This is a genomic window from Burkholderia sp. WAC0059, from assembly GCF_002870125.1.
Lineage (GTDB): Bacteria > Pseudomonadota > Gammaproteobacteria > Burkholderiales > Burkholderiaceae > Paraburkholderia.
In genome coordinates, this window is sequence record NZ_PNEO01000013.1 from 73,312 (window position 1) to 98,418 (window position 25,107).

The window sequence follows — 25,107 nt, forward strand, 5'->3', positions numbered from 1 at the left end:
CTCCCGGCACCCGGCACTTCCCGGCCTTCCCGCGCTTCCCGCGCTTCCCGCATTTTCCCCCGGCGCTGACCGGCCGGCGTTACTGCCTCGCGAGCCGCGCGTTGTCGGGCAGCGGCAGGTTGTAGCTGGTGCGGAACGGATTGATGTCGAGCCCGCCGCGCCGCGTATAGCGGCCGTACACCGCGAGCTTGAGCGGGCGGCACGCGCGCTGGATGTCGACGAAGATGCGCTCGATGCATTGCTCGTGGAACCCGGCGTGGTTGCGGTACGAGATGATGTAGCGCAGGAGCCCGGCCTGGTCGATCTGCGGGCCCACGTAGCGGATCTGCACGCTGCCCCAGTCGGGCTGTCCGGTGACGGGGCAGTTCGACTTCAGCAGGTTCGACGTCAGCGTCTCCTCGACCGGCGCTTCGTCGAACGCGGCGCTCAGCAGCGACGGGTCGGGCTGATAGACGCTCGCCTCCAGGTCGAGCCGGTCGAGCGAGAGTCCCCCGAATTCCTCGAACGGCAACCTGCCGAACGCGGCCGGCAGCTCGAGCCGCACCGACGCGTGCGCGCCGCAGGCGGCGCTGGCGTCGCGTTGCAGTACGTCGCGGACCGCGTCGACCGACTCGAACGGCGTCTGCGAGAACGACCCCAGATAGAGCTTGAACGACTTCGACTCGATGATGTTCGGCGAATCGGCCGGAACGAGGAACGTCGCGATCGCGATCTGCGGCTTGCCGCGCGGGGTGAGCCACGACAGTTCGTAGGCGTTCCAGAGGTCGGTGCCGAAGAACGGCAGCGTCGCGCCGATGCCGATTTCCGCGCGCGCGCCGGCGCGGTCGATCGCAAAGAGCAGCGTCGGGTCGTATTGTCCGGTATAGGCGGCGGGTTTGCCGAGCGGAGAGTGTTCGGGCGTCATGATGATGCGTTGGTCACGCCGCTCGCGACGTGCCCGGTCGCCGTGACCGAGCGGGCCGATTCGCAGTGGCGGATCTGGTCGTCGAAGAAAAAGTCCGGTTCGAATTCGCGCAGGAACGGGCCCTTGTCGAGGCCGCCGAGGAACATCGCCTCGTCGATCTCGATGTTCCAGGCCATCAGCGTCCGGATGGCCCGCTCGTGCGCCGGCGCGGAGCGCGCCGTGACGAGCGCGGTCCGTATTTTCATGCGCGCGTCGCGGTCCGCGAGCTTCTGCAGGCGGTGCAGCGCTTCGAGCAGCGGCTTGAGCGGACCCTCGGCGAGCGGCAGCGCGCGGTTGTCGTGCTCGTGGCTCACGAACGCGCCGAGCCCGTCGCGCTGGAAGATGCGCTCGGCCTCGTCGGAAAACAGGACCGCATCGCCGTCGAACGCGATGCGGATCTCGTCGGCGTTGCGCTCCGACATTCTCGCCGATTCTGGCAGCACGCGCGCGGCCGGAAAGCCGGCGGCGAGCGCGTCGCGCACGTCCTCCTGGTTGGCCGAGAGGAAGAGCGCCGCGTTCAGCGGCTTCAGATAGGCGAACGGCGGGCGTCCGCGCGTGAACACGCCGCGCTCGACGGCGAGGCCGTGTTCGCGGCACGAGTTGAACGCGCGCAGCCCGCTGATCGGATCGCTGCGCGAGAGGATCACCACTTCGACGCGGCGCGCGTCGGCGTTCAGCGCGAGCAGCTTGCGGATCAGCGCGAACGCGACGCCGGGGCGGGCCGGCACGTTCAGCCGCTCGCGCTGCAGCGTCTCGTAGGCGCCCAGGTCGCCGAGCGGCCTGCCTGCCTCGAACACGCGGTTCTCCTCCTCGAAGTCGAAGAGGGCGCGCGACGAAATGGCGACGACCAGTTTGTCCGCAAGCGAAACGGCGGCCATGCGCGGGTTTCTCCCGGAAAGATCGGGTTAGCCGAGAAACAGCCGGTAGGCCGGGTTCTGCGTCTCTTCCCAGTGCGGGTAGCCGAGCGTCGCGAGAAAGCGCCGGAACTCGGCATCCTCCGCGACCGGCACCTGGAGGCCGACGAGAATCGAGCTGTAATCCGCGCCCTGGTTGCGGTAGTGGAACAGGCTGATGTTCCAGTTCGGCGCCATCGACGAAAGGAAGCGCATGAGCGCGCCCGGCCGCTCGGGAAACTCGAAGCGGAAGAGCCGCTCGTCGTGCGCGAGCGGCGAGCGTCCGCCGACCATGTAGCGGACGTGCTGCTTCGAGAGTTCGTCGCCCGTCAGGTCAACGGTCGCGAAGCCGTGCTGCTCGAAGGTTCCGGCGATCTGCGCGGACTCGCCGCGATTGCGGGTCTGCACGCCGACGAAGATGTGCGCGCGCTCGGCGTCGTCGATCCGGTAGTTGAACTCGGTCACGGCGCGCGTACCGACGAGTTCGCAGAAGCGTTTGAAACTGCCGCGCTCCTCGGGGATCGTCACGGCGAACACGGCCTCGCGCGCCTCGCCGACTTCGGCGCGCTCGGCGACGAAGCGCATGCGGTCGAAGTTCATGTTCGCGCCCGAGGTGATCGCAACGAGCGTCTGCCCGTGGATGTCCTCGCGCTCCGCGTACTGCTTCGCGCCGGCCACGGCCAGCGCGCCGGCCGGCTCGAGCACGCTGCGCGTGTCCTGGAACACGTCCTTGATCGCGGCGCACAGCGCGTCGGTGTCCACGGTCAGCACCTCGTCGAGCCAGTCGCGGCACAGCCGGAACGTTTCCTCGCCGACCAGCTTGACGGCCGTGCCGTCCGAGAAGAGGCCGACCTCGGAGAGCTCGACGCGGTGGCCGGCCGCGATCGACCGGGCCATCGCGCACGAGTCGTCGGTCTGCACGCCGATCACGCGGATTTCGGGGCGCACGGCCTTCACGTAGGCGGCCACGCCGGCGGCGAGCCCGCCGCCGCCGATCGGCACGAAGATGGCGTGGATCGGGGCCTGATGCTGGCGCAGGATCTCCATCGCGACGGTGCCCTGGCCCGCGATCACGTCGGGGTCGTCGAACGGATGCACGAACGTGAGGTCGCGCTCGCGCTGCAGTTCGAGCGCGTGGGCGTAGGCGTCGCTGTACGACTCGCCGACCTGCACGATCTCGACGGTCGGGCCGCCGTGCGCGCGCACGGCATCCACCTTGACCTGCGGCGTCGTGACGGGCACGCAGATCACCGCCTTCACGCCGAGCTTCGCGGCCGAGAGCGCGACGCCCTGGGCATGGTTGCCCGCCGAGGCCGTGATGACGCCGCGCGCGAGCGCCTGGGCGCCGAGTTGCGCCATCCGGTTGTAGGCGCCGCGCAGCTTGAACGAGAACACCGGCTGGTTGTCCTCGCGCTTCAGATAGACGGGGTTGCCGATCCGGACGGACAGGTTGGGCGCGCGTTCGAGCTCGGTCTCGCGGGCCACGTCGTAGACGCGGGCGGTGAGGATTTTCTTCAGATAGTCGTCGTGTGAGGCCATGCGGGGAACGCGCCTTGCGCTTGCGATACGGGAAAACGCTCATGATAGCGCCTTCGGCGGGCGCGCCGGCCGCCTGCGGGCCTGCCGATCCGGGATGCCGCGGGGTTTCCCGGGGTGCGGGCGGGCCGGGAAGCAGCCTAGTAAGGGGCCCAGTAAGCGGGCAGCGCGGGCACGGATCATGGGGTAAAATCGCGACTCGGATAAAGGATCGGAAGATGCACTGGCAGCCTCGGACCGCCCATTTGATGCCCGCGCGGCGCGGAACTTGCCCCGCCGCGCAGCGGCACGTCCGCCACGCACGATCGTGTCGCGGAGTCTGAGCGCCGGGAAACCGTCGGCGTGAGCCTTGCCGCCGCCCCCGTTTCCCGCATACCGTCCGCCATCCCCACATTACGGAAAGCGGACTCGATTTACCGTTGCGCCCCACGCGCAGCACCGTCAGTGCCAGTCCGATCCCGCCGGAGGAGCGGGCTGCGCTGACCCAAAGAGTCGTCCAATCATGAACGCACCTCAAGTTTTCGACCCCCACGGGGCCGCCGCTGCCGCGGCCGCCGACCTCGAGCCGCGCCTGCGCGAAATTCCCTACAACTACACGTCGTTTTCCGATCGCGAGATCGTCATCCGCCTGCTCGGCGAGCCCGCCTGGGCGGCGCTCGCCGAGCTGCGGGCCGAGCGCCGCACCGGCCGCTCGGCCCGCATGCTCTACGAAGTGCTCGGCGACATCTGGGTGGTGCGTCGCAATCCTTATCTCCAGGACGACCTGCTCGACAACCCGAAGCGCCGCGCGTTGCTGATCGAGGCGCTGAACCACCGCCTCGCCGAGATCGAGAAGCGCCGCCGGGCCGATCTGCTCGAGCACGGCGACGACGCCGGGCTCGGGCGCGCCGCGCGCGTCGAGACGCTGGTGGCCGCCGCGCGCCGCGCCGTCGAGGCGTTCGCGGGCGAGTTCGAGCATATGGCCGAGCTGCGCCGCCGCGCACTGAAGGTGCTGGGCCGCCGCACGCAGAAGGACAACATCCGCTTCGACGGCCTCTCGCGCGTCTCGCACGTGACCGACGCGACCGACTGGCGCGTCGAGTACCCGTTCGTCGTCCTGACGCCCGATACCGAGGCCGAGATCGCCGGTCTCGTGAAGGCCTGCTTCGAGCTGGGCCTGACCGTGATTCCGCGCGGCGGCGGCACGGGCTACACGGGCGGCGCGGTGCCGCTCACGCCGTTCTCGGCCGTCATCAACACCGAAAAGCTCGAGCAGCTCGGACCGGTCGAGCTGACCCGCCTGTCCGGCGTCGCGCGCGAGGTGCCGACGATCCATTCGGGCGCCGGCGTCGTCACGCGCCGCGTGACCGAGGCGGCCGAGGCCGCCGGCTACGTGTTCGCGGTCGATCCGACCTCGCTCGACGCCTCGTGCATCGGCGGCAACATCGCGATGAACGCGGGCGGCAAGAAGGCCGTGCTCTGGGGCACGGCGCTCGACAACCTCGCGTCCTGGCGCATGGTCGACCCCGAAGGGAACTGGCTCGACGTCACGCGTCTCGACCACAACCTCGGCAAGATTCACGACATCGCCGTGGCGCGCTTCGAGCTGAAGTGGTCCGACGGCGAGCACGCGCCCGGCGAGAAGCTGTTGCGCACCGAAACGCTCGAAATCGAGGGGCGCCGCTTCCGCAAGGCGGGGCTCGGCAAGGACGTCACCGACAAGTTCCTCTCCGGCCTGCCCGGCGTGCAGAAGGAAGGCTGCGACGGGCTCATCACGTCCGCGCGCTGGGTGCTGCACAAGATGCCCGCGCACACGCGCACCGTCTGCCTCGAATTCTTCGGCCAGGCGCGCGAGGCGATTCCGAGCATCGTCGAGATCAAGGACTACCTGTTCGCGACCTCGAAAGAGGGCGGCGCGATCCTCGCCGGCCTCGAGCACCTCGACGAGCGCTATCTGCGCGCGGTCGGCTACGCGACGAAGAGCAAGCGCAACGCGTTCCCGAAGATGGTGCTGATCGGCGACATCGTCGGCGACGATGCGGACGCGGTCGCTGCCGCCACGTCCGAAGTGATCCGCATGGCCAACGGCAAGAGCGGCGAGGGCTTCGTCGCGGTCAGCGCCGAGGCGCGCAAGAAGTTCTGGCTCGACCGCAGCCGCACGGCCGCGATCGCGAAGCACACCAACGCGTTCAAGATCAACGAGGACGTCGTCATTCCGCTGAACCGGATGGGCGAGTACACGGACGGCATCGAGCGCATCAACATCGAGTTGTCGATCAAGAACAAGCTGCAGCTCGTCGATGCGCTCGAAGCGTTCTTCCGGGCGGGCAAGGTGCCGGCCCTCGTCAACGCGGCCAAGACCGACGACGCGAACGAGATTCCGGGCGCCGAGCTGCTCGAAGACCGCGTGCAGCAGGCGCTCGAACTGCTGCGCAACGTGCGCGAGCGCTGGACGTTCCTGCGCGACCGGCTCGACCTGCCGCTGCGCGAGGCGCAGCACTATCTGGTGCAGCTCGGCTACGAGGCGCTGGCGGAGACGTTCGCGGACCGCGTCGACGCGCAGCCCGGCGCCACCGTTTTCCATGTCGCGCAGGATCGCACGGTGCGCGTGTCGTGGAAGCAGGAGATTCGCGCCGAGCTGCGGCAGATCTTCAACGGCGGCGCGTTCGAGCCGGTCCTCGACGAGGCCCAGGCAATCCATAAACAGGTGCTGCGCGGCCGGGTGTTCGTCGCGCTGCACATGCACGCGGGCGACGGCAACGTCCACACGAACCTCCCCGTCAACTCCGACAACTACGAGATGCTGCAGGACGCCCACGCGGCCGTCGCGCGCATCATGGCGCTCGCGCGCTCGCTCGACGGCGTGATTTCGGGCGAGCACGGCATCGGCATCACGAAGCTCGAATTCCTGACCGAGGCGGAGATCGCGGAGTTCCGCGCCTACAAGCAGCGCGTCGATCCGCAGGGACGCTTCAACGCGGGCAAGCTGCTCGAAGGCGCGGACCTGCGCAACGCCTACACGCCGAGCTTCGGGCTCATGGGCTACGAGTCGCTCATCATGCAGCAGTCCGACATCGGCGCGATCGCCAACTCGGTCAAGGACTGCCTGCGCTGCGGCAAGTGCAAGCCGGTGTGCGCGACGCACGTGCCGCGCGCGAACCTGCTCTACAGCCCGCGCAACAAGATTCTCGCGACGTCCTTGCTCGTCGAGGCGTTCCTCTACGAGGAGCAGACGCGCCGCGGCGTGTCGATCAAGCACTGGGACGAGTTCAACGACGTGGCCGATCACTGCACGGTCTGCCACAAGTGCCTGAGCCCGTGCCCCGTGAAGATCGACTTCGGCGACGTGACGATGAACATGCGCAACCTGTTGCGCAAGATGGGCAAGAAGAAGTTCAACGTGGGCAACGCGGCCGGCATGTTCTTTCTGAACGCGACGAACCCGCAGACCATCAACCTCGCGCGCACGGCGATGATGGGCCTCGGCTACAAGGCCCAGCGCCTCGGCAACGATCTCCTGAAGTCGGTTGCGAAGAAGCAGACCGCGCATCCGCCGGCGACGACGGGCCGCCCGCCCGTCGCCGAGCAGGTGATCCACTTCGTCAACAAGAAGATGCCGGGCAACCTGCCGAAGAAGACGGCGCGCGCGTTGCTCGACATCGAGGACAACAAGATCGTGCCGATCATCCGCAACCCGAAGACGACGAACGTCGATTCGGAGGCGGTGTTCTACTTCCCCGGCTGCGGCTCCGAGCGCCTCTTCTCGCAGGTCGGCCTCGCGACCCAGGCGATGCTCTGGGAGGCGGGCGTGCAGACCGTGCTGCCGCCGGGCTACCTGTGCTGCGGCTATCCGCAGCGCGGCTCGGGCCAGTACGACAAGGCCGAGAAGATCGTCACCGACAACCGCGTGCTGTTCCACCGCGTCGCGAACACGCTGAACTACCTCGACATCAAGACGGTGGTCGTGTCGTGCGGCACCTGCTACGACCAGCTCGCCGGCTACGAATTCGAGAAAATCTTCCCGGGCTGCCGGATCATCGACATCCACGAGTTCCTGCTCGAGAAGGACATCAGACTCGACGGCGTGACGGGCACGCGCTACATGTATCACGACCCCTGCCACACGCCGATCAAGACGATGGACCCGGTCAAGCTCGTCAACGAGCTGATGGGCGCGCAGAAGGACGGCTACCGGATCGAGAAGAACGACCGCTGCTGCGGCGAGTCGGGCACGCTCGCCGTGACGCGGCCGGACGTCTCGACGCAAATCCGCTTCCGCAAGGAAGAGGAGATCCGCAAGGGCGCGGCGACGCTGCGCGACCTGCCGGTCCTTGCCGAAGCGGGGGCCGGGGTTGCGCGCGGCGCCGGCACGCCCGACGTGAAGATCCTGACGAGCTGCCCGTCGTGCCTGCAGGGGCTGTCGCGCTACAACGAGGACGCGGGCATCGAGGCCGACTACATCGTGGTCGAGATCGCCCGTCACGTCCTCGGTGAAAACTGGATGGCGGATTACGTCGAACGGGCGAACAATGGCGGCATCGAGCGCGTGCTGGTCTGACGGCGGCCGCGCATGCTTTCGTCGCGTCAGGACGGTTCGGGAGTGAGGAATGGCGACGTGCGTATTCTGCAGTGAGGACGGCGGCGACGTGCTGTGGCAGGACGACCGGCTGCGCGTCGTGCTGGCCGCCGAGGCCGATTATCCGGGCTTTTGCCGCGTGATCTGGACCGCCCACGTCGCCGAGTTCTCGGAACTCGACGCCGCCGCCCGCCAGCACGTGATGCTAGCGGTCTACGCGGTCGAGCGTGCGCTGCGGCAGGTCATGCAGCCGGCCAAGATCAATCTCGCGAGCCTCGGCAACCAGGTGCCGCACGTGCACTGGCACGTCATCCCGCGCTTCACGAACGACGCGCATTTCCCGCTGCCCGTCTGGGCGCCGCGCCAGCGCACGGTGTCCGAGGCGCTGCTCGGCTCGCGCCGCGCGCAGGCGACGTTGCTGCGCGAGGCCGTGCGGCGCGAAATCGAACGGGCGCTCGCCTGATTCCGGAGGACCCGCAGACATGAGCGGATTGACGTCGCAGACGCCGGTGCCGACCGGCATCGTGGTGCACGCGGTATCGCGCGTGCTGGAGTTGCAATACGCGGACGGCCGCCGCTTTCGCGTGCCGTTCGAACTGCTGCGCGTCTACTCGCCGTCGGCCGAGGTGCGCGGCCACGGGCCCGGGCAGGAGACGCTGCAGACCGGCAAGCGCGAGGTCGCGATCACGGCGCTCGAGGGCGTCGGTCACTACGCGCTGCAGCCCACGTTCTCGGACGGCCACTCGACGGGCATCTATTCGTGGGATCTGCTCTACGACCTCGCGACGAACCAGGACGCGCGCTGGGCCGAGTACTTCGCGAAGCTGAAGGCGGCCGGCGTGGAGCGCGACGCGCCGATGCCGGCCGCGACCGCACCGCACGGCCACCGTCACTGACGGTTCCTGATACGATCCGGCCTGGCCCGTTAGCCGGGGCATCCGCCCGGCGTCCATAACCGCGACCCGCACCCGCAAAAGGAAGAGCGCGATGAGCAAGACCCATTTCGGCTATCAGACCGTCGACGAACAGGAAAAGGCGAAGAAGGTGGCCGGCGTGTTCCACTCGGTCGCCTCGAACTACGACCTGATGAACGACCTGATGTCGGGCGGGCTGCATCGCGCGTGGAAGGCCTTCACGATCGCGCAGGCGAACGTGCGGCCGGGCGCGAAGGTGCTCGACCTCGCGGGCGGCACGGGCGACCTGTCGATGGCGTTCGCGAAGAAGGCCGGGCCGACGGGCCAGGTCTGGCACACCGACATCAACGAGTCGATGCTGCGCGTGGGCCGCGACCGGCTCATCGACCGCGGCGTCGTCACGCCGGCGCTGCTCTGCGACGCGGAGAAGATTCCGTTTCCGGACCACTATTTCGACGTGGTCAGCGTCGCGTTCGGGCTGCGCAACATGACGCACAAGGATCTCGCGCTCGCCGAGATGCGGCGCGTGCTCAAGCCGGCCGGGCGTCTGCTCGTGCTCGAGTTCTCGAAGGTGTGGGAGCCGCTGAAGAAGGCCTACGACGTCTATTCGTTCAAGGTGCTGCCGTGGCTCGGCGAGCGCTTCGCGAGCGACGCCGACAGCTACCGTTACCTGGCCGAATCGATCCGCATGCACCCGGACCAGGAGACGCTGAAGACGATGATGGAAGCGGCCGGCCTCGAGGCGGTCAAATATTACAATCTGTCGGCAGGCGTGGTGGCCCTGCACGTCGGCACCAAGTACTGACTGACCGCATCGGCAGGCCCTGCGGTTTCGCCGGCCGACGGATGCCGTGCGGGCCGATCCGCGCGTATCTCATTGATCTGCGTCCCGACGCCGCCGGCTTTCTCCCCGGTCCGCCGGTCGATCTGCGCCGGTTTCCCCGCGTTCGAACGTTACAATAGATGCCCGCGGATGCCCGCGCCAGCCCGTGTCCGCGCGGGTTTCTCCTTTACGATCCGATGACTCTCGCCGCCAAGCCCTTTGCCGCCGCTGTCAATCATCTGCTTGCCCGCGAATCGTGGGCTCGCGAGCGCCTTGCTCCCTATGCCGGTAAAACCGCGCGGCTTTCGTGCGCGCCGGTGGCGCTCACGCTGTTCGTGCAGCCCGACGGCTATCTGGCGGCGGTCGGCGAACCGGGTGCGGGGAACGTCGACGTCACGCTCTCGTTGCCGGCCGGCGCCTTGCCCGCGTTCGCGCAGGGCGGCCAGGCCGCGCTCATGAAGCACGTGAAGATCGAGGGCGACGCCGAATTCGCGACGACGCTCGGCAAGCTCGCCGAGCATCTGCGCTGGGAGCCCGAGGAAGATCTGGCGCGGCTCGTCGGCGACGCGCCGGCTTCGCGTCTCGCGCAGTTCGCCCGCTCGATGGGCGGCGAGGCGCGCCGTACCGGGCGCAATCTGCTCGACTCGGTGATCGAATATCTGCTCGACGAGAATCCGCAGCTCGTGCGGCGCGCCGAGCTCGACGGCTTCAACGCCGAGCTTGCGCGCGCGCGCGACGCGCTGGCGCGAGTGGAAAAGCGCACGGAGCGTCTCGAGCAGAAAGTGGCCGTCAGCGCGGGCGCGTCGCCGCGCGACGCGCGCTAGGCCGCGGGCGCCCATCATGCGTTTCCTGCGCTTTCTGAAGATCGCCTGGACGGTCGTCCGCTTCGGGCTCGACGAGATGATGCTGAGCCGCATCGACGACCGCCGCGTGCGGCTGCTGTTGCGCATCACGACGATCGGCCGCCGCTTCGACGATCCGCCGGGCCGGCGGCTGCGGCTCGCGCTCGAGAGCCTCGGTCCCATCTTCGTGAAGTTCGGCCAGGTGCTCTCGACGCGGCGCGACCTCCTGCCCGTCGACATCGCCAACGAGCTCGCGAAGCTCCAGGACCAGGTGCCGCCGTTCGATTCGGACGTCGCGATCCGGATCATCGAGAAGTCGCTCGGCGCCCGCATCGACGAGCAGTTCGACGAGTTCGAGCGCGTGCCCGTCGCGAGCGCGTCCATCGCGCAGGTGCATTTCGCGAAGCTGAAGTCAGGCGAGCACGCGGGCAAGGCCGTCGCGATCAAGGTGCTGCGGCCGAACATGCTGCCCGTCATCGATTCGGACCTCGCGCTTTTGCGCGACATCGCGGTCTGGGCCGAGCGGCTCTGGTCGGACGGCAAGCGCCTGAAGCCGCGCGAGGTCGTGGCGGAATTCGACAAGTACCTGCACGACGAGCTCGATCTCATGCGCGAGGCAGCCAATGGCAGCCAGTTGCGCCGCAACTTCGCCGGGCTCGATTTGCTGCTCGTGCCGGAGATGTACTGGGAATACTGTTCGGCCGGCGTGCTCGTGATGGAGCGCATGGTCGGCGTGCCGATCAGCCAGGTGGAACGGCTGCGCGCGGCCGGCGTGGACATTCCGAAGCTCGCGCGCGAAGGGGTCGAGATTTTCTTCACCCAGGTGTTCCGCGACGGCTTCTTTCATGCCGACATGCATCCGGGCAACATCCAGGTGAGCCTCGACCCGGCGCATTTCGGCCGCTACATCGCGCTCGACTTCGGGATCGTCGGCGCGCTCTCGGACTTCGACAAGAACTATCTCGCGCAGAACTTCCTCGCGTTCTTCAAGCGCGATTACCATCGCGTCGCGACGCTGCACATCGAGTCGGGCTGGGTGCCGCCGAACACGCGCGTCGAGGAGCTCGAAAGCGCGATTCGCGCCGTCTGCGAGCCGTACTTCGACCGCGCGCTCAAAGACATTTCGCTCGGCCAGGTGCTGCTGCGCCTCTTCTCCACCTCGCGGCGCTTCAACGTCGAGATCCAGCCGCAGCTCGTGCTGCTGCAGAAGACCATGCTGAACGTCGAGGGCCTCGGCCGCTCGCTCGACCCCGAGCTCGACCTCTGGAAGACGGCGAAGCCCTACCTCGAACGCTGGATGACCGAGCAGATCGGCCTGCGCGGCTGGTACGAGCGCCTGAAGGTCGAGGTGCCGCAGTGGAGCAAGACGCTGCCGCAACTGCCGCGTCTCGTGCATCAGGTGCTGCTGCATCGCCAGGACGCGGCGCGTCCGGCCAACGAGGAGGCGATCCGGCAGATTCTCGCCGAGCAGCGGCGCACCAACCGGCTGCTGCAGGGCATTCTCGTGTTCGGCATCGCCGTGGGCGTCGGCATGGTGCTCGCGCGCATCTGGTTCGTGCTGGGCGCGGGCGGCTGAGCGGTCGAAGCCGGCCGGCCCGTGCGCGTCCCGTTTCCGCCCCTGCGCTTCCCCGGTCTCGTTTGATCTCGCTCGGCCCGGCGTCGTCGCGCCGCCCCCGGCTCTTGATTTCGCGCCCTTGCGCCCCCATCTTGCCGGCGGACGCAAGGCGGGCCTTCCGGTTCGGCAAATTCCGGGCCAGCCTGTTGTTTGCGGCTATAATTCAAGGCTTTGCAAGCATTTACTGGATTTCATCAGGAAGAGATCATGCCGATCTACGCTTATCGCTGCGAGTCGTGCGGCTTCGAGAAGGACGTGCTGCGGAAGATCAGCGATGCGCCTCTGACGCAGTGTCCGGGCTGCGGCAAGGACACGTTCCGCAAGCAGGTGACCGCGGCCGGATTTCAGCTCAAGGGTTCCGGCTGGTACGTGACGGACTTCCGCGGCGGCAGCGGCGGGGCAGGCGCGGCGGGCACGGCCGCGAAGCCGGCCGGCGATGCCGGCGGCAGTAGCGACGGCAACGGCAGCAAGGGCGGCGAATCCGGCGGCGCGGCGAGCGGCGAGTCCGGCGGCGGCAAGTCCGCCTCGGGCACGGAGAGTGCGGCGTCGGGCGCCGCGTCGTCCGGCGGCACGGCCAGTTCCTGAAAACCCCTGCGATCCGGGCGGGCTTCTCCGGGTCGCGCATCCGCCGTGTCCGACGGGCATGGCCTTCAGGCGGTGTACATGACGACCAAGACGACCAAGAAAACGACGCTCAAGTCGGTGTTCCTGACCGGGCTGCTGGTGCTGGTGCCGCTCGCCATCACGTTGTGGGTGCTCAATCTCGTCATCGGCACGATGGACCAGACGCTGCTGCTGCTGCCCGAGGCCTGGCAGCCCGAGCGGCTCTTCGGCGTGCGCCTGCCGGGGCTCGGCGCGGTGCTCACGCTCGCGTTCGTGTTCATCGTGGGCCTGCTCACGCAGAACTTCATCGGCCAGAAGCTCGTCGAGGGATGGAACGCACTCGTGCGCCGCATCCCGCTCGTCGGTCCGCTCTACAGCAGCATCCAGCAGGTTTCCGACACGCTGCTTTCGAGCAACGGCAACGCGTTCCGCAAGGCGCTGCTGATCGAATATCCGCGTAAGGGTTCCTACACGATCGCGTTCCTGACCGGCGTGCCCGGCGGCGACGTTGTCAATCATCTGCAGGAAGAGCATGTGAGCGTGTACGTGCCGACCACGCCCAACCCCACTTCCGGTTTTTTCCTGATGGTGCCGAAGCGCGAGGTGGTCGAGCTCGACATGACCGTCGATGCCGCGCTCAAGTATATTGTTTCGATGGGTGTCGTCGCGCCGTCCGCGCCGCCGCGCCGTCCCGCCGATCCGCCGCTGTAATGCCGGCGTGCCTCGCCTTCGGGCGGGCACGTCGTTCAATCTATGCATAACGAAAGACGAACATCATGTCGATGAGATCTGAATACTGCGGTCTGGTGACCGAACATCTACTGGGCCAAACCGTTTCGCTGTGCGGATGGGTACATCGCCGCCGCGACCACGGCGGCGTCATCTTCATCGACCTGCGGGATCGCGAGGGCCTGGTCCAGGTGGTCTGCGATCCGGATCGCGCCGACATGTTCAAGATCGCCGAAGGCGTGCGCAACGAATTCTGCGTGCAGGTGAAGGGCGTCGTGCGCGGCCGTCCGGAAGGCACGATCAACGCCGGCCTGAAGAGCGGCAAGATCGAGGTGCTGTGCCACGAACTGACCGTGCTGAACGCGTCGGTCACGCCGCCGTTCCAGCTCGACGACGACAACCTCTCGGAAACGACGCGCCTCACGCATCGCGTGCTCGACCTGCGCCGTCCGCAAATGCAGCACAACCTGCGCCTGCGCTACCGCGTGGCGATGGCGGTGCGCCGCTACCTCGATGCCGAGGGCTTTATCGACATCGAAACGCCGATGCTGACCAAGAGCACGCCCGAAGGCGCGCGCGACTACCTCGTGCCCTCGCGCGTGAACGCGGGCCAGTTCTTCGCGCTGCCGCAGTCGCCGCAGCTCTTCAAGCAGTTGCTGATGGTGGCGAACTTCGACCGCTACTACCAGATCGTCAAGTGCTTCCGCGACGAGGACCTGCGCGCCGACCGCCAGCCCGAGTTCACGCAGATCGACTGCGAGACTTCGTTCCTCTCCGAGCAGGAGATTCGCGACCTCTTCGAGAACATGACGCGTCACGTGTTCAAGGAGACGATCGGCGTCGAGCTCGACGCGACGTTCCCCGTCATGCAGTACGCGGAGGCGATGCGCCGCTTCGGCTCGGACAAGCCCGACCTGCGCGTGAAGCTCGAGTTCACCGAGCTCACCGACGCGATGAAGGACGTCGACTTCAAGGTGTTCAGCGCGCCGGCCAACACGAAGGACGGCCGCGTCGCGGCGCTGCGCGTGCCGAAGGGCGGCGAGCTCTCGCGCGGCGACATCGACGGCTATACCGAATTCGTGCGCATCTACGGCGCGAAGGGCCTCGCCTGGATCAAGGTGAACGAGGCCGCGAAGGGCCGCGACGGTCTGCAAAGCCCGATCGTGAAGAACCTGCACGACGCCGCGATCGCCGCGATCCTCGAGCGCACGGGCGCGCAGGACGGCGACATCGTCTTCTTCGCGGCCGACCGCGCGAAGGTCGTCAACGACAGCCTCGGCGCGCTGCGCCTGAAGATCGGCCACTCGGAGTTCGGCCGCGCGAACGGGCTCGTCGAGGCCGGCTGGAAGCCGCTCTGGGTCATCGACTTCCCGATGTTCGAATACGACGAGGAAGAAAACCGCTTCGTGGCCGCGCACCATCCGTTCACGAGCCCGAAGGACGAGCACATCGAGTACCTGGAAACGGACCCGGCGCGCTGCCTCGCCAAGGCCTACGACATGGTGCTGAACGGCTGGGAGATCGGCGGCGGTTCGGTGCGGATCCATCGCGAGGAGGTGCAGAGCAAGGTGTTCCGCGCGCTGAAGATCGGGCCGGAAGAGGCGCGTCTGAAGTTCGGCTTCCTGCTCGACGCGCTGCAGTACGGCGCGCCGCCGCACGGCGGGATCGCGTTCGGCCTCGATCGCATCGTGACGATGATGGCCGGCGCCGATTCGATCCGCGACGTGATCGCATTCCCGAAGACCCAGCGCGCGCAGTGTCTGCTGACGCAGGCGCCGAGCGAAGTCGACGAGCGGCAACTGCGCGAACTCCACATCCGTCTGCGTCAGCCCGAGCAGAAAGTGCAGTAAGCGCCTCCGCCGGCGGGCCGGAACCGGCGGCTCGCCGAAGGCAACTACGCGAAAAAGGCGCCTTGTGCGCCTTTTTCATTTCCTGCGCGCTTGCGTTACATTCGTCGGTAGCCGCCGCGCGCGAGCACCCGCCGTCTCCGCCATCCCGTCCGTCGCCATGTCAACGCAAAAGCCGCCGAAGATTCCCGAATCCGTTCTCGTCGTCATCCACACGCCGCAACGGGAGGTGCTGATTATCGAGCGCGCCGACCATGCGGGGTTCTGGCAGTCCGTCACGGGTTCGAAGGACCGGCTCGACGAGCCGCTCGCCGAAACGGCGGCGCGCGAGGTGGCCGAGGAAACCGGCATTGTCGTCGGCAGCGCCGGCGTGCCGCCCGACGCGTTGCTCGACTGGGCGCACCGGATCGAGTACGAAATCTATCCGGTCTGGCGGCACCGCTACGCGCCGGGCATCACGCGCAACACCGAGCACTGGTTCAGTCTCGAGGTGCCCGGGCGCGTCGAGGTAACGCTTTCGCCGCGCGAGCACACCGCCTTCCTGTGGCTGCCGTTCGAGGACGCCGCCGGGAAATGCTTTTCGCCGTCCAATCGCGAGGCGATCCTGCAACTGCCCGAACGTCTCGCGGCCCGAGCACGAGGACGCGGAGAGACACAGCGATGACGGACGGCGATGCGCGCGCCTCGTGCGGCGGAGCCGATACTGCCGGCCATGCGTTATCGTTCGCATGACCGTTTCACGACAGGCAACGAAGTCCGGCTGCTTTCCTCGGGCACCGCGCTGTTCGCCGCGATGATCGGGCGCATCGGCGCGGCAACGAACCTGTATTTTTCTCGATTTTTCGCGCCGACCTGACCGGCCGGGCCGTCTCGGCCGCGCCTGTCCGCACGCGATCGACGGTGCGTAGTGTGGGGTGTGCTGCGCACCAATCCCTATTTCGTGCCGGCCCGCCCGTCTGTTGCGCCTGCTTGTCGAGGTCCGGCCGCCGATCGGACGTAACGGCTTCGCGATGCTCGACCGCGCTGCGCCGTTTCTCTACCGCGCGCGGTTGCCGGCTGGCGTGCAGATTGCCGGGTATGGGACGACAATGCTGCACGGCAAGGTCGCCGCGAGCGATTCGAAAGGGGGCACGGTGGGCTCGTCGAATCCCGGCGCGTCGTGAGCCACGAGGCGAACGTGCCGACGGGTCCTGCATTCCGCCGGGATACGGGCGTTGCGAGAGGCGATCCTCGTCGCGTTCGACAAAGCTCGCTTCATCGAGCGGGCTCGCCACGAAGCGCGTCTGCTCGCGGAGCGCGCGACGAGCGGGTTCGCGTACCCGGCCTCGCGCGCCGGCATGAAGCCGCCGGCGGTCGGCGGTTACGACCGGCGCACCACGCTCGTGCGCCCCGGACCCGGCATGAAGACGTTTCCATGCGCACGGGCCGGCCGGTTAGAAAGCGGTTTCTAATAATTTCCTTGTTTCGTGGGCGGCCGTCCCCAACAATTGGACGTCCGTTCGATTTTTCATTTCGACTTCAACGAAACGGTACTTGAAGCTATGCGAAAAGGCGAACAGACTCGAGCCGCCATTCTGGACGCAGCCCTCGATCTGGCCAGCCGCGACGGACTGGAAGGATTGACGATCGGCCTTCTTGCCGACCGCATGCAGATGAGCAAGAGCGGCGTCTTCGCGCATTTCGGTTCGCGCGAGGATCTGCAGGTCGAGGTGGTGCGCGAGTACCATCGGCGCTTCGAAAACGAGGTGTTCTTTCCGAGCCTGCACGAGCCGCGCGGCTTGCCGCGCCTGCGCGCGATGCTCTCGCGCTGGATCGAGCGGCGCATCCACGAAGTGACGACGGGCTGCATCTACATCAGCGGCGCGGTCGAATACGACGATCGCGCCGACAGCCAGGTGCGCGAACAACTGGTCGCGAGCGTCACGATGTGGCGCGCCGCGCTGCTGCGCGCCATTTCACAGGCGATCGAGGAGGGGCATCTGCGCGCGGACACCGATCCGCAACTGATGCTGTTCGAAATGTATAGCGTGACGCTCGGCCTGCATCACGACGGACGCTTCCTGCACCTGCCGGACGCCGTTCGCCATTCGTGGGCCGCGCTCGAAAAACTGATCGTTTCGTATCGGAGCGCCGACCGCTGACGCCCGCCGTGCCGCAGGCCCTGGTCGCGCGCTTTCGCGCCGGACGACGGGGCCGTCGTGGCTCCCGGCATGGCCGGCTGCTCGAATCTGGAGAAACAGGTGATGGGACAGTACGCTGCGCCGCTGCGCGACATGCAGTTCGTGCTGCACGAGTTGCTCAACGTCGAGGCCGAGGTCCGGCGCATGCCGAAACACGCGGATCTCGACGCGGACACGATCAACCAGGTGCTCGAGGAGGCCGGCCGGTTCTGCTCGGAGGTGCTGTTTCCGCTCAATTCCGTGGGCGATCGCGAGGGCTGCCGGTATCAGGGCGACGGCGTCGTGACGACGCCCGCCGGGTTCCGCGAGGCGTACCGGCAATACGTCGAGGCGGGCTGGCCCGCGCTCGGCTGCGATCCGGCCTACGGCGGCCAGGGGCTGCCCGCGTTCGTCAACAACGCGTTCTACGAAATGCTCAACTCGGCGAACCAGGCCTGGACCATGTATCCGGGGCTCTCGCACGGCGCCTACGAATGCCTGCACGCGCACGGCACGCCCGAGCAGCGGCAGACCTATCTGCCGAAACTCGTCTCGGGCGCATGGACGGGCACGATGTGCCTGACCGAGCCGCACTGCGGCACCGACCTCGGCCTGTTGCGCACGAAGGCCGAGCCGGACGGCGACGGCTCGTACGCGATCACGGGCACGAAGATCTTCATTTCGAGCGGCGAGCACGACCTCGCCGAAAACATCGTCCACCTTGTGCTCGCGCGCCTGCCCGACGCGCAGCCGGGCACGAAAGGCATCTCGCTCTTCGTCGTGCCGAAGTTCGTGCCGGACGCGGCCGGCGCGCCGGGCGAGCGCAACGCCGTGAAGTGCGGCTCGATCGAGCACAAGATGGGCATTCACGGCAACGCGACCTGCGTGATGAATTTCGAGGGCGCGCGCGGCTGGCTCGTCGGCGAGCCGCATCGGGGCCTCAACGCGATGTTCCTGATGATGAACACGGCGCGTCTCGGCGTGGGCATGCAGGGCCTCGGTCTCACCGAAGTCGCCTACCAGAACGCGCTCGCCTACGCGAAGGAGCGCCTGCAGATGCGCTCGCTCTCGGGCCGCAAGGCGCCCGCGCTGCCGGCCGATCCGATCATCGTGCATCCCGACGTGCGCCGCATGCTGCTCACGCAGAAGGCGTGGGCCGAGGGCGCGCGCGCGTTCACCTACTGGGCCGCGCTGCATCTCGACAAGGAGCTTTCGCATGCCGACGAAGCCGAGCGCAAGGACGCGGCCGACCTCGTCGCGCTGCTCACGCCCGTCGTCAAGGCGTTCCTGACCGACAACGCCTTCGAGAGCGTCAACCTCGCGCTGCAGGTGTTCGGCGGCCACGGCTACATCGCCGAGTGGGGCGTGGAGCAGTACGTGCGCGACGCGCGCATCAACATGATCTACGAAGGCACCAACGCGATCCAGGCGCTCGACCTGCTCGGCCGCAAGGTGTTCGGCGACATGGGCGAGCGGCTCAAGAGGTTCGGCCGGATCGTGACCGCGTTCGTCGAGGCCGAAGGCGTGAAGCCGGAGATGCAGGAGTTCGTCAATCCGCTCGCGGATCTTGTCGAGAAGGTGCAGAAGCTGACGATGGAAATCGGCATGAAGGCGATGCAGGACCCGGACGAGGTGGGCGCCGCCGCCGTGCCGTATCTGCGCACCGTGGGGCACCTGGTGTTCTCGTACTTCTGGGCGCGAATGGCGCGCATCGCGCTCGACCGCGAAGCGTCGGGCGATCCGTTCTACAAGTCGAAGCTCGCCACGGCGCGCTTCTATTTCGCGAAGCTGCTGCCCGAAACCGCCGCGACGATCCGCCAGGCGCGCGCCGGCGCAAAACCGCTGATGGACATGGACGAAGCGCTGTTCTGACGGACGGCGCCCCGGAGCCGGCACGCGCCCGTTCGCCGGTCCGGACGGCGCTGGCATACGAGGCCCCGGCGGGCTCGCGGACGCAGGCGCCAGGTTTGCCGATCCGCGTTCTTCCCCGGCGGCGCATCCCCCGGCCCGTTTTGTCCGACGTCGCACATTCCGCTGGAGATATTACGTGAGCAATCCGATCATTCGCAGGGTGGCCGTGCTGGGCGCCGGCGTGATGGGCGCGCAGATCGCGGCGCATCTCGTCAATGCCCGCGTGCCGGTGCTGCTTTTCGATCTGCCTGCCAAAGAGGGTCCGAAAAACGGCATCGTGCTCAAGGCCATCGAGCACCTGAAGAAGCTTTCGCCCGCGCCGCTCGCCCTGAAGGACGACGCGCAGTACGTCACGCCCGCCAATTACGACGACGATCTCGGCCTGCTCGCCGGATGCGATCTCGTGATCGAGGCGATCGCCGAGCGCATGGACTGGAAGCACGCGCTCTATCGCCGCGTCGCGTCGCATCTCGGACCCGACGCGATCTTCGCGACGAATACGTCGGGCCTGTCGATCACCGGGCTTTCGGAGGGCTTCGACGACGATCTGAAGTCGCGCTTTTGCGGCGTCCACTTCTTCAATCCGCCGCGCTACATGCACCTCGTCGAGCTGATTCCGACCGCGCACACGCGGCCCGGGATTCTCGACCGGCTCGAAACGTTCCTGACGAGCGTGGTGGGCAAGGGCGTTGTGCGCGCGAAGGACACGCCCAACTTCATCGCGAACCGCGTCGGCGTGTTCTCGATTCTCGCCGTGATGGCCGAGGCGAAACGGTTCGGCCTGCGCTTCGACGTCGTCGACGACCTGACCGGCAGCCGCCTCGGCCGCGCGAAGTCGGCGACGTTCCGCACGGCCGACGTCGTCGGCCTCGACACGATGGTCCACGTGATCCGCACGATGCAGGACAGCCTGGCCGACGATCCGTTCTTCCCCGTCTATGCGACGCCGGCCGTGCTGACCGCGCTCGTGGAGCAGGGTGCGCTCGGCCAGAAGACGGGCGCCGGGTTTTATCGGAAGGAAGGCAAGGCGATCAGGGTGCTGGACCCTGACAGCGGCGAGTACGTCGAGGGCGGCGGCAAGGCGGACGAGCTGGTCGGCCGCATTCTGAAGCGTCCGGCCGCCGAGCGGCTCAGGCTGCTGCGCGAGACGGAGCATCCGCAGGTGCAGTTCCTCTGGGCGATCTTCCGCGACGTGTTCCATTACATCGCGGTGCATCTCGAATCGATCGCCGACAACGCGCGCGACGTCGATCTGGCGATCCGCTGGGGCTTCGGCTGGAGCGAGGGGCCGTTCGAGGATTGGCAGGCCGCCGGCTGGCAGCAGGTCGCCGAGTGGGTGCGGGCGGACATCGAGGCGGGCAAGGCGCTTTCGGACGCGCCGCTGCCGGCCTGGGTGTTCGAGGGGCCGGTCGCGGAGAACGGCGGCGTACACGGCCCGCAGGGTTCGTGGTCGCCGGCCGCGCGGCGTTTCGTGCCGCGTTCGGCGCTGCCGGTGTACGGGCGCCAGATGTTTCGCGCGCCGCTCGTCGGCGAGGTCGGCAACGATCCGCGCACGCGCGGCCGCACGCTGTTCGAGAACGAGCATCTGCGCGCCTGGGTCGACGATCGCGCGGGCGAGGACGACGTCGTCCTCGTCTCGTTCCGGACCAAGATGAACACGATGGGCGCGGGCGTGCTAGACGGCCTCGTGCGCGCGATCGAGCTCGCCGAATCGCAGTACCGGGCCGTCGTCGTCTGGCAGCCGACCTCGCTGAAGCCCGGCGCGCCGGGCGGTCCGTTCTCGGCCGGCGCGAACCTCGAAGAGGCGATGCCCGCGTTCATGCTCGGCGGCGCGAACGGCATCGAACCGGTCGTGAAGCAGTTCCAGCAGACGATGCTGCGCGTGCGCTACGCGAACGTACCGGTCGTGGCGGCCGTGTCGGGCATCGCGCTCGGCGGCGGCTGCGAGCTGCTGCTGCACTGCGCGAAGCGCGTCGCGCACGTCGAGAGCTACATCGGGCTCGTCGAGGTCGGCGTCGGGCTCGTGCCCGCCGGCGGCGGCCTGAAGGAGGCCGTGCTGCGCGCGGCCGATGCGGCGCGCGCGGTCGGCGCGGCGCCGGGCGATCTGCTGCGGTTCCTGCAGAAGTCGTTCGAGAACGCGGCCATGGCGAAGGTGTCGGGTTCCGCGTTCGAGGCGCGCGAGATGGGGTATCTGAAGCCCTCGGACACGATCGTCTTCAACGTGTTCGAGCTGCTCGACGCGGCGAAGCAGGAGGCGCGCACGCTGGCGGCGGTCGGCTATCGGCCGCCGCTGCGGCCGGCGGGCATTCCGGTCGCGGGCCGCTCGGCGCGCGCGACGATCGTGGCGTCGCTCGTCAATCTGCGCGACGGCGGCCTCATCAGCGAGCACGACTTCCGGATCGCGAGCCTCATCGCGAACGTGGTCTGCGGCGGCGACGTCGAGGCGGGCAGCCTCGTCGACGAGGCATGGCTGCTCGCGCTCGAGCGCCGCGCGTTCGTTGAGCTGCTGGCCACGCCGAAAACGCAGGAACGCATCGTGGGCCTGCTGCAAACCGGCAAGCCGGTGCGTAACTAGGAGCGCGAAATGACGAGACAGTTGCAGGACGCCTACATCGTGGCCGCGAGCCGCACGCCGATCGGCAAGGCGCCGCGCGGCGCCTTCAGGAACACCCGCCCGGACGAGCTGCTCGTGCACGCGCTCAGGGCCGCCGTCGCGCAGGTGCCGGGCCTCGACACGGGCGTGATCGAGGACGCGGTGATCGGCTGCGCGATCCCGGAGGCCGAGCAGGGGCTGAACGTCGCGCGCATGGCCGCGCTGCTTGCCGGGCTGCCCAATACGGTGGGCGGCGTGACCGTCAACCGCTTTTGCGCGTCGGGGCTCACGGCGCTCGCGATGGCGGCGGACCGCATCCGCGTGGGCGAGGCCGACGCGATGATCGCGGGCGGCTGCGAGTCGATGAGCATGGTGCCGATGATGGGCAACAAGCCGTCGCTGTCGCCGCATCTCTTCGACGCGGACGAGAGCCTCGGCATCGCCTACGGCATGGGGCTGACCGCCGAGCGCGTGGCCCAGCGCTGGAGCGTGAGCCGCGAGGCGCAGGACGCGTTCGCGGTCGAGTCGCACCGCAAGGCGCTCGCGGCGCAGCAGGCCGGCGAGTTCGCCGACGAGATCGCCCCGTACGCGGTAGCCGAGCGCACGCCGGACCTGGAGAGCGGCGAGATTCGCGTGGAGAACCGCGTCGTCTCGCTCGACGAGGGACCGCGCGCCGACACGAGCCTCGAGGCGCTCGCGAGGCTGAAGGCGGTGTTCGCGAAAGCGGGTTCGGTGACGGCCGGCAACAGCTCGCAGACCTCGGACGGCGCGGGCGCGCTGATCGTCGTATCGGAGAAGGTGCTCCGGCAGTTCGACCTGACGCCGCTCGCGCGCTTCGTGAGCTTCGCGGTGCGCGGCGTGCCGCCCGAGATCATGGGCATCGGGCCGAAGGAGGCGATTCCGGCCGCGTTGAAGGCCGCGGGCCTTGCGCTGGACGATCTCGACTGGATCGAGCTGAACGAGGCGTTCGCCGCGCAGTCGCTCGCCGTGATCCGCGATCTCGGCCTCGACCCGGCGAAGGTGAATCCGCTGGGCGGCGCGATCGCGCTCGGCCATCCGCTCGGCGCGACGGGCGCGATCCGCTCGGCCACGGTCGTGCATGCGCTGCGCCGCCGCAAGCTGAAGTACGGGATGGTGACGATGTGCGTCGGCACCGGCATGGGCGCGGCCGGAATCGTCGAGCGGCTGTAGGCCGGCCTCGCGCAAGGGCGATCGAATGAGCGCCGGCATTCCGACCGACCGCGCCGACGGCGTGTTCACCGTCACGTTCAACCGTCCGCAGCGCCGGTATGCGCTGACGGCCGCGGCGCTGTGCGCGACCTGGATGTTGATGAAGCGTGCGACGCTCGACGAGGTGCGCGCACAGATAGCCGCGGAAGTGGCGCAATCCGGACGGATGCGGGTCGCGCCGGCGGCGCGCGAAGCATGCGCGGCGTTTCTGCAAAGGCGCAGGCCCGATTTCAGCCGGTTCGATTCATGCGGGCCTGAGCCGCGATTTCGGACCGTGAATCCGGACCCCGATTCCAGGCCGCGACTTCAGACCGTCCCGTAATCGACGTAGCCCGATTCGCGGCAGAAGCTGACGAGCTTCAGCCCGGCGCGGCGCGCGATTTCGATGGCCAGCGACGAGGGTGCGGAAATGGTCGCCACGAGCGGAATGCCGACGCGCGCAGCCTTGCGCACCAGCTCGTAGCTCGCGCGGCTCGACAGGAACACGAAGCCCTGCTGCGGATCGGCGCGCTCCAGCACGAGCTGGCCGATCAGCTTGTCGAGCGCGTTGTGGCGGCCGACGTCCTCGAACGCGCGGACGATCCCGCCGTCGGCCGTGCACCAGGCGGCCGCGTGCAGACCGCCGGTCAGTTGCGTCAGCGCCTGATGTTCGGGCAACTCCCGCGCCGCGCGCGCGAGCGCGCCGGGCGCGAGCCGCTCGAGAAAGCCCGTGGCCGGCACGCGTTCGGGCTCGAGGTCGAGCAGATCGATGCTCTCGATGCCGCATACGCCGCAGCCGGTACGCCCGGCCAGCGCCCGGCGCTTTTCCTTCAGGGCGACGAACGCCTGCTCGACGACGCTCAGCCGCACCTCGGCATAGGGCAGGCCGCCGTCCTCGCGGAATTCGACCTCGATGTCGCGGATGTCCGCGTTGCGGCCGACGATGCCTTCCGAGATCGCGAAGCCGACCGCGAACGCTTCGAGGTCGCGCGGCGTGCACATCATCACGGCGTGCGAGATGCCGTTGAAGACCAGCGCGACCGGCCATTCCTGGCCGACCTGGTCGGTGAGCGTTTGAACGGCGTCGCCGCGGTGCCGGCGAACCTGCTGTTCGACGACTCCGGGCTGGCCGGCGATTTCGAGGGGATTCACGGAAAAGGACTCCATCGGTGCCAGAACGCGTGCGGCGCGGCGCCCCGGAACGCGGGTCCGCAGCCGGCGCGGAAGGCCCTAAAATACCTGAAGCCGGCCGCGCATGCTGCCGCACGCCTGCAAGGATATACCGTCATGGGATTGAACGAAGCGCCCCTGTTGTTCCGGTTCGAAGTCGAATCGTCGGAGAACCTCACCTTCATTCCGATGGCCGTGCGCTTCAATCTGGACCGCTTCGGCCTGCGTATTTCCCTCGATCAGTGGCAGTTGCTGCCGTACGAGGATCGCCGCCTGCTCGCGCGGTTTCCCGTCGACGACGCCGACGTGCAGATCGAGCCGAATTTCGACCACGCGCTTTTCGAGATGCTGCGTACCCACGCGGGCGTCGAGCCCGAGTGGTTTTCGCCCGAGGCGTCGCCGGCCTGGCGCGACACGGCGGCCGTGCCCGAGGGCATCGCGCATCAGGCCGGCCTCGCGGGCCTTGCCGCGCCGGACGTCGCGCAGTGGGCGCGGCTCACGCCGTTCCAGCGCTACGTGCTCGCCAAGCTCTCGCGCAAGCCGAAGGCCAATCACGATTTCGTTCCGGCCATGCGCGAGTTCGGTCTGGCCGGCGGCGTTTCCGGGAACGACGCTGGAAACGATACCGGGACCGATTGATCATCCCCTTTATCTTTTTCTCTCAAGGCCGCCCGCGTCCGTGTCGTTATCCGGTATGGCGTAGCCGACGCCCGGCGGCGGCCGGCCCGTGTTTCCCGATGTCCCGGCAGTCCGGTTAGTCCCGTT

23 protein-coding genes are annotated in these 25,107 nt (G+C 68.1%); 19 read left to right on the forward strand and 4 right to left on the reverse strand.

Annotated features, from left to right (window positions below):
* Positions 1-79: 79 nt before the first annotated feature.
* From queF to ilvA, 3 genes are read right to left on the reverse strand one after another with little or no spacing between them, the layout of a single operon-like run.
* Positions 80-904 carry an NADPH-dependent 7-cyano-7-deazaguanine reductase QueF gene (gene queF / locus CY652_RS14795; protein ID WP_102131465.1) on the reverse strand — a complete coding sequence of 275 codons (825 nt, stop codon included), beginning with the start codon at positions 902-904 and terminating at the stop codon, positions 80-82.
* Positions 901-1,821 carry a 5'-nucleotidase gene (locus tag CY652_RS14800; RefSeq protein ID WP_102131466.1) on the reverse strand — a complete coding sequence of 307 codons (921 nt, stop codon included), beginning with the start codon at positions 1,819-1,821 and terminating at the stop codon, positions 901-903. Before CY652_RS14800 ends, queF begins: the two co-directional genes overlap by 4 nt.
* A gap of 27 nt (positions 1,822-1,848) precedes the next feature.
* Positions 1,849-3,375: a threonine ammonia-lyase, biosynthetic gene (gene ilvA, locus CY652_RS14805; protein ID WP_102131467.1), complete on the reverse strand. Its 1,527-nt coding sequence runs from the start codon at positions 3,373-3,375 to the stop codon at positions 1,849-1,851.
* A 499-nt stretch (positions 3,376-3,874) separates the two neighbouring features.
* Between ilvA and CY652_RS14810 the strand changes: the two genes are divergently transcribed.
* From CY652_RS14810 to CY652_RS14890, 18 genes are all read left to right on the forward strand, one after another.
* Positions 3,875-7,909, forward strand: coding sequence for a DUF3683 domain-containing protein (locus CY652_RS14810; protein ID WP_102131468.1), 4,035 nt, complete (start codon positions 3,875-3,877; stop codon positions 7,907-7,909).
* Positions 7,910-7,958: 49 nt separating this feature from the next.
* Entirely contained in the window at positions 7,959-8,390 is a 432-nt protein-coding gene (locus tag CY652_RS14815; RefSeq protein WP_102131469.1) for an HIT family protein, read from the forward strand.
* A 19-nt stretch (positions 8,391-8,409) separates the two neighbouring features.
* The gene (locus CY652_RS14820) at positions 8,410-8,823 is read left to right on the forward strand and encodes a gamma-butyrobetaine hydroxylase-like domain-containing protein (RefSeq protein WP_102131470.1); all 414 of its coding nucleotides are present in this window, start codon (positions 8,410-8,412) and stop codon (positions 8,821-8,823) included.
* A 91-nt stretch (positions 8,824-8,914) separates the two neighbouring features.
* Entirely contained in the window at positions 8,915-9,646 is a 732-nt protein-coding gene (ubiE, locus tag CY652_RS14825; RefSeq protein WP_102131471.1) for a bifunctional demethylmenaquinone methyltransferase/2-methoxy-6-polyprenyl-1,4-benzoquinol methylase UbiE, read from the forward strand.
* A 215-nt stretch (positions 9,647-9,861) separates the two neighbouring features.
* Entirely contained in the window at positions 9,862-10,488 is a 627-nt protein-coding gene (locus tag CY652_RS14830; protein ID WP_102131472.1) for a ubiquinone biosynthesis accessory factor UbiJ, read from the forward strand.
* Positions 10,489-10,504: 16 nt separating this feature from the next.
* The gene (gene ubiB, locus CY652_RS14835; RefSeq protein WP_102131473.1) at positions 10,505-12,082 is read left to right on the forward strand and encodes a ubiquinone biosynthesis regulatory protein kinase UbiB; all 1,578 of its coding nucleotides are present in this window, start codon (positions 10,505-10,507) and stop codon (positions 12,080-12,082) included.
* A 246-nt stretch (positions 12,083-12,328) separates the two neighbouring features.
* On the forward strand, positions 12,329-12,706 hold the full coding sequence (locus CY652_RS14840) for an FmdB family zinc ribbon protein (RefSeq protein ID WP_102131474.1): 378 nt from the start codon (positions 12,329-12,331) through the stop codon (positions 12,704-12,706).
* A 78-nt stretch (positions 12,707-12,784) separates the two neighbouring features.
* Complete coding sequence (locus tag CY652_RS14845) at positions 12,785-13,435, forward strand: DUF502 domain-containing protein (RefSeq protein WP_102131537.1); 651 nt, start codon at positions 12,785-12,787, stop codon at positions 13,433-13,435.
* Between the two features lie 65 nt (positions 13,436-13,500).
* A complete protein-coding gene (gene aspS, locus CY652_RS14850; protein ID WP_102131475.1) occupies positions 13,501-15,303 on the forward strand; it encodes an aspartate--tRNA ligase in 1,803 nt (600 codons plus the stop codon).
* Between the two features lie 157 nt (positions 15,304-15,460).
* Positions 15,461-15,964: a dihydroneopterin triphosphate diphosphatase gene (gene nudB, locus CY652_RS14855; protein ID WP_102131476.1), complete on the forward strand. Its 504-nt coding sequence runs from the start codon at positions 15,461-15,463 to the stop codon at positions 15,962-15,964.
* A gap of 48 nt (positions 15,965-16,012) precedes the next feature.
* Positions 16,013-16,156: a hypothetical protein gene (locus CY652_RS24505; RefSeq protein ID WP_180970614.1), complete on the forward strand. Its 144-nt coding sequence runs from the start codon at positions 16,013-16,015 to the stop codon at positions 16,154-16,156.
* Positions 16,157-16,310: 154 nt separating this feature from the next.
* The gene (locus tag CY652_RS24510; protein WP_180970616.1) at positions 16,311-16,463 is read left to right on the forward strand and encodes a hypothetical protein; all 153 of its coding nucleotides are present in this window, start codon (positions 16,311-16,313) and stop codon (positions 16,461-16,463) included.
* A gap of 51 nt (positions 16,464-16,514) precedes the next feature.
* Positions 16,515-16,751: a hypothetical protein gene (locus CY652_RS14865; RefSeq protein WP_102131478.1), complete on the forward strand. Its 237-nt coding sequence runs from the start codon at positions 16,515-16,517 to the stop codon at positions 16,749-16,751.
* A gap of 90 nt (positions 16,752-16,841) precedes the next feature.
* Positions 16,842-17,441: a TetR/AcrR family transcriptional regulator gene (locus CY652_RS14870; protein WP_102131538.1), complete on the forward strand. Its 600-nt coding sequence runs from the start codon at positions 16,842-16,844 to the stop codon at positions 17,439-17,441.
* 102 nt (positions 17,442-17,543) lie between these two features.
* Positions 17,544-19,331 carry an acyl-CoA dehydrogenase C-terminal domain-containing protein gene (locus CY652_RS14875; protein ID WP_102131539.1) on the forward strand — a complete coding sequence of 596 codons (1,788 nt, stop codon included), beginning with the start codon at positions 17,544-17,546 and terminating at the stop codon, positions 19,329-19,331.
* A gap of 175 nt (positions 19,332-19,506) precedes the next feature.
* Positions 19,507-21,945, forward strand: coding sequence for a 3-hydroxyacyl-CoA dehydrogenase/enoyl-CoA hydratase family protein (locus CY652_RS14880; protein WP_102131479.1), 2,439 nt, complete (start codon positions 19,507-19,509; stop codon positions 21,943-21,945).
* A 9-nt stretch (positions 21,946-21,954) separates the two neighbouring features.
* Positions 21,955-23,154: an acetyl-CoA C-acyltransferase gene (locus tag CY652_RS14885; RefSeq protein ID WP_102131480.1), complete on the forward strand. Its 1,200-nt coding sequence runs from the start codon at positions 21,955-21,957 to the stop codon at positions 23,152-23,154.
* 25 nt (positions 23,155-23,179) lie between these two features.
* Entirely contained in the window at positions 23,180-23,515 is a 336-nt protein-coding gene (locus tag CY652_RS14890; protein WP_102131481.1) for a hypothetical protein, read from the forward strand.
* Here the strand turns inward: CY652_RS14890 and fdhD are convergent.
* Positions 23,500-24,324, reverse strand: a complete 825-nt coding sequence (fdhD, locus tag CY652_RS14895; RefSeq protein ID WP_102131482.1) for a formate dehydrogenase accessory sulfurtransferase FdhD — start codon at positions 24,322-24,324, stop codon at positions 23,500-23,502. The genes CY652_RS14890 and fdhD overlap by 16 nt on opposite strands.
* Before the next feature lie 135 nt (positions 24,325-24,459).
* Between fdhD and CY652_RS14900 the strand changes: the two genes are divergently transcribed.
* Positions 24,460-24,981: a nitrate reductase associated protein gene (locus tag CY652_RS14900; RefSeq protein ID WP_102131540.1), complete on the forward strand. Its 522-nt coding sequence runs from the start codon at positions 24,460-24,462 to the stop codon at positions 24,979-24,981.
* The last annotated feature ends 126 nt before the right edge of the window (positions 24,982-25,107 follow it).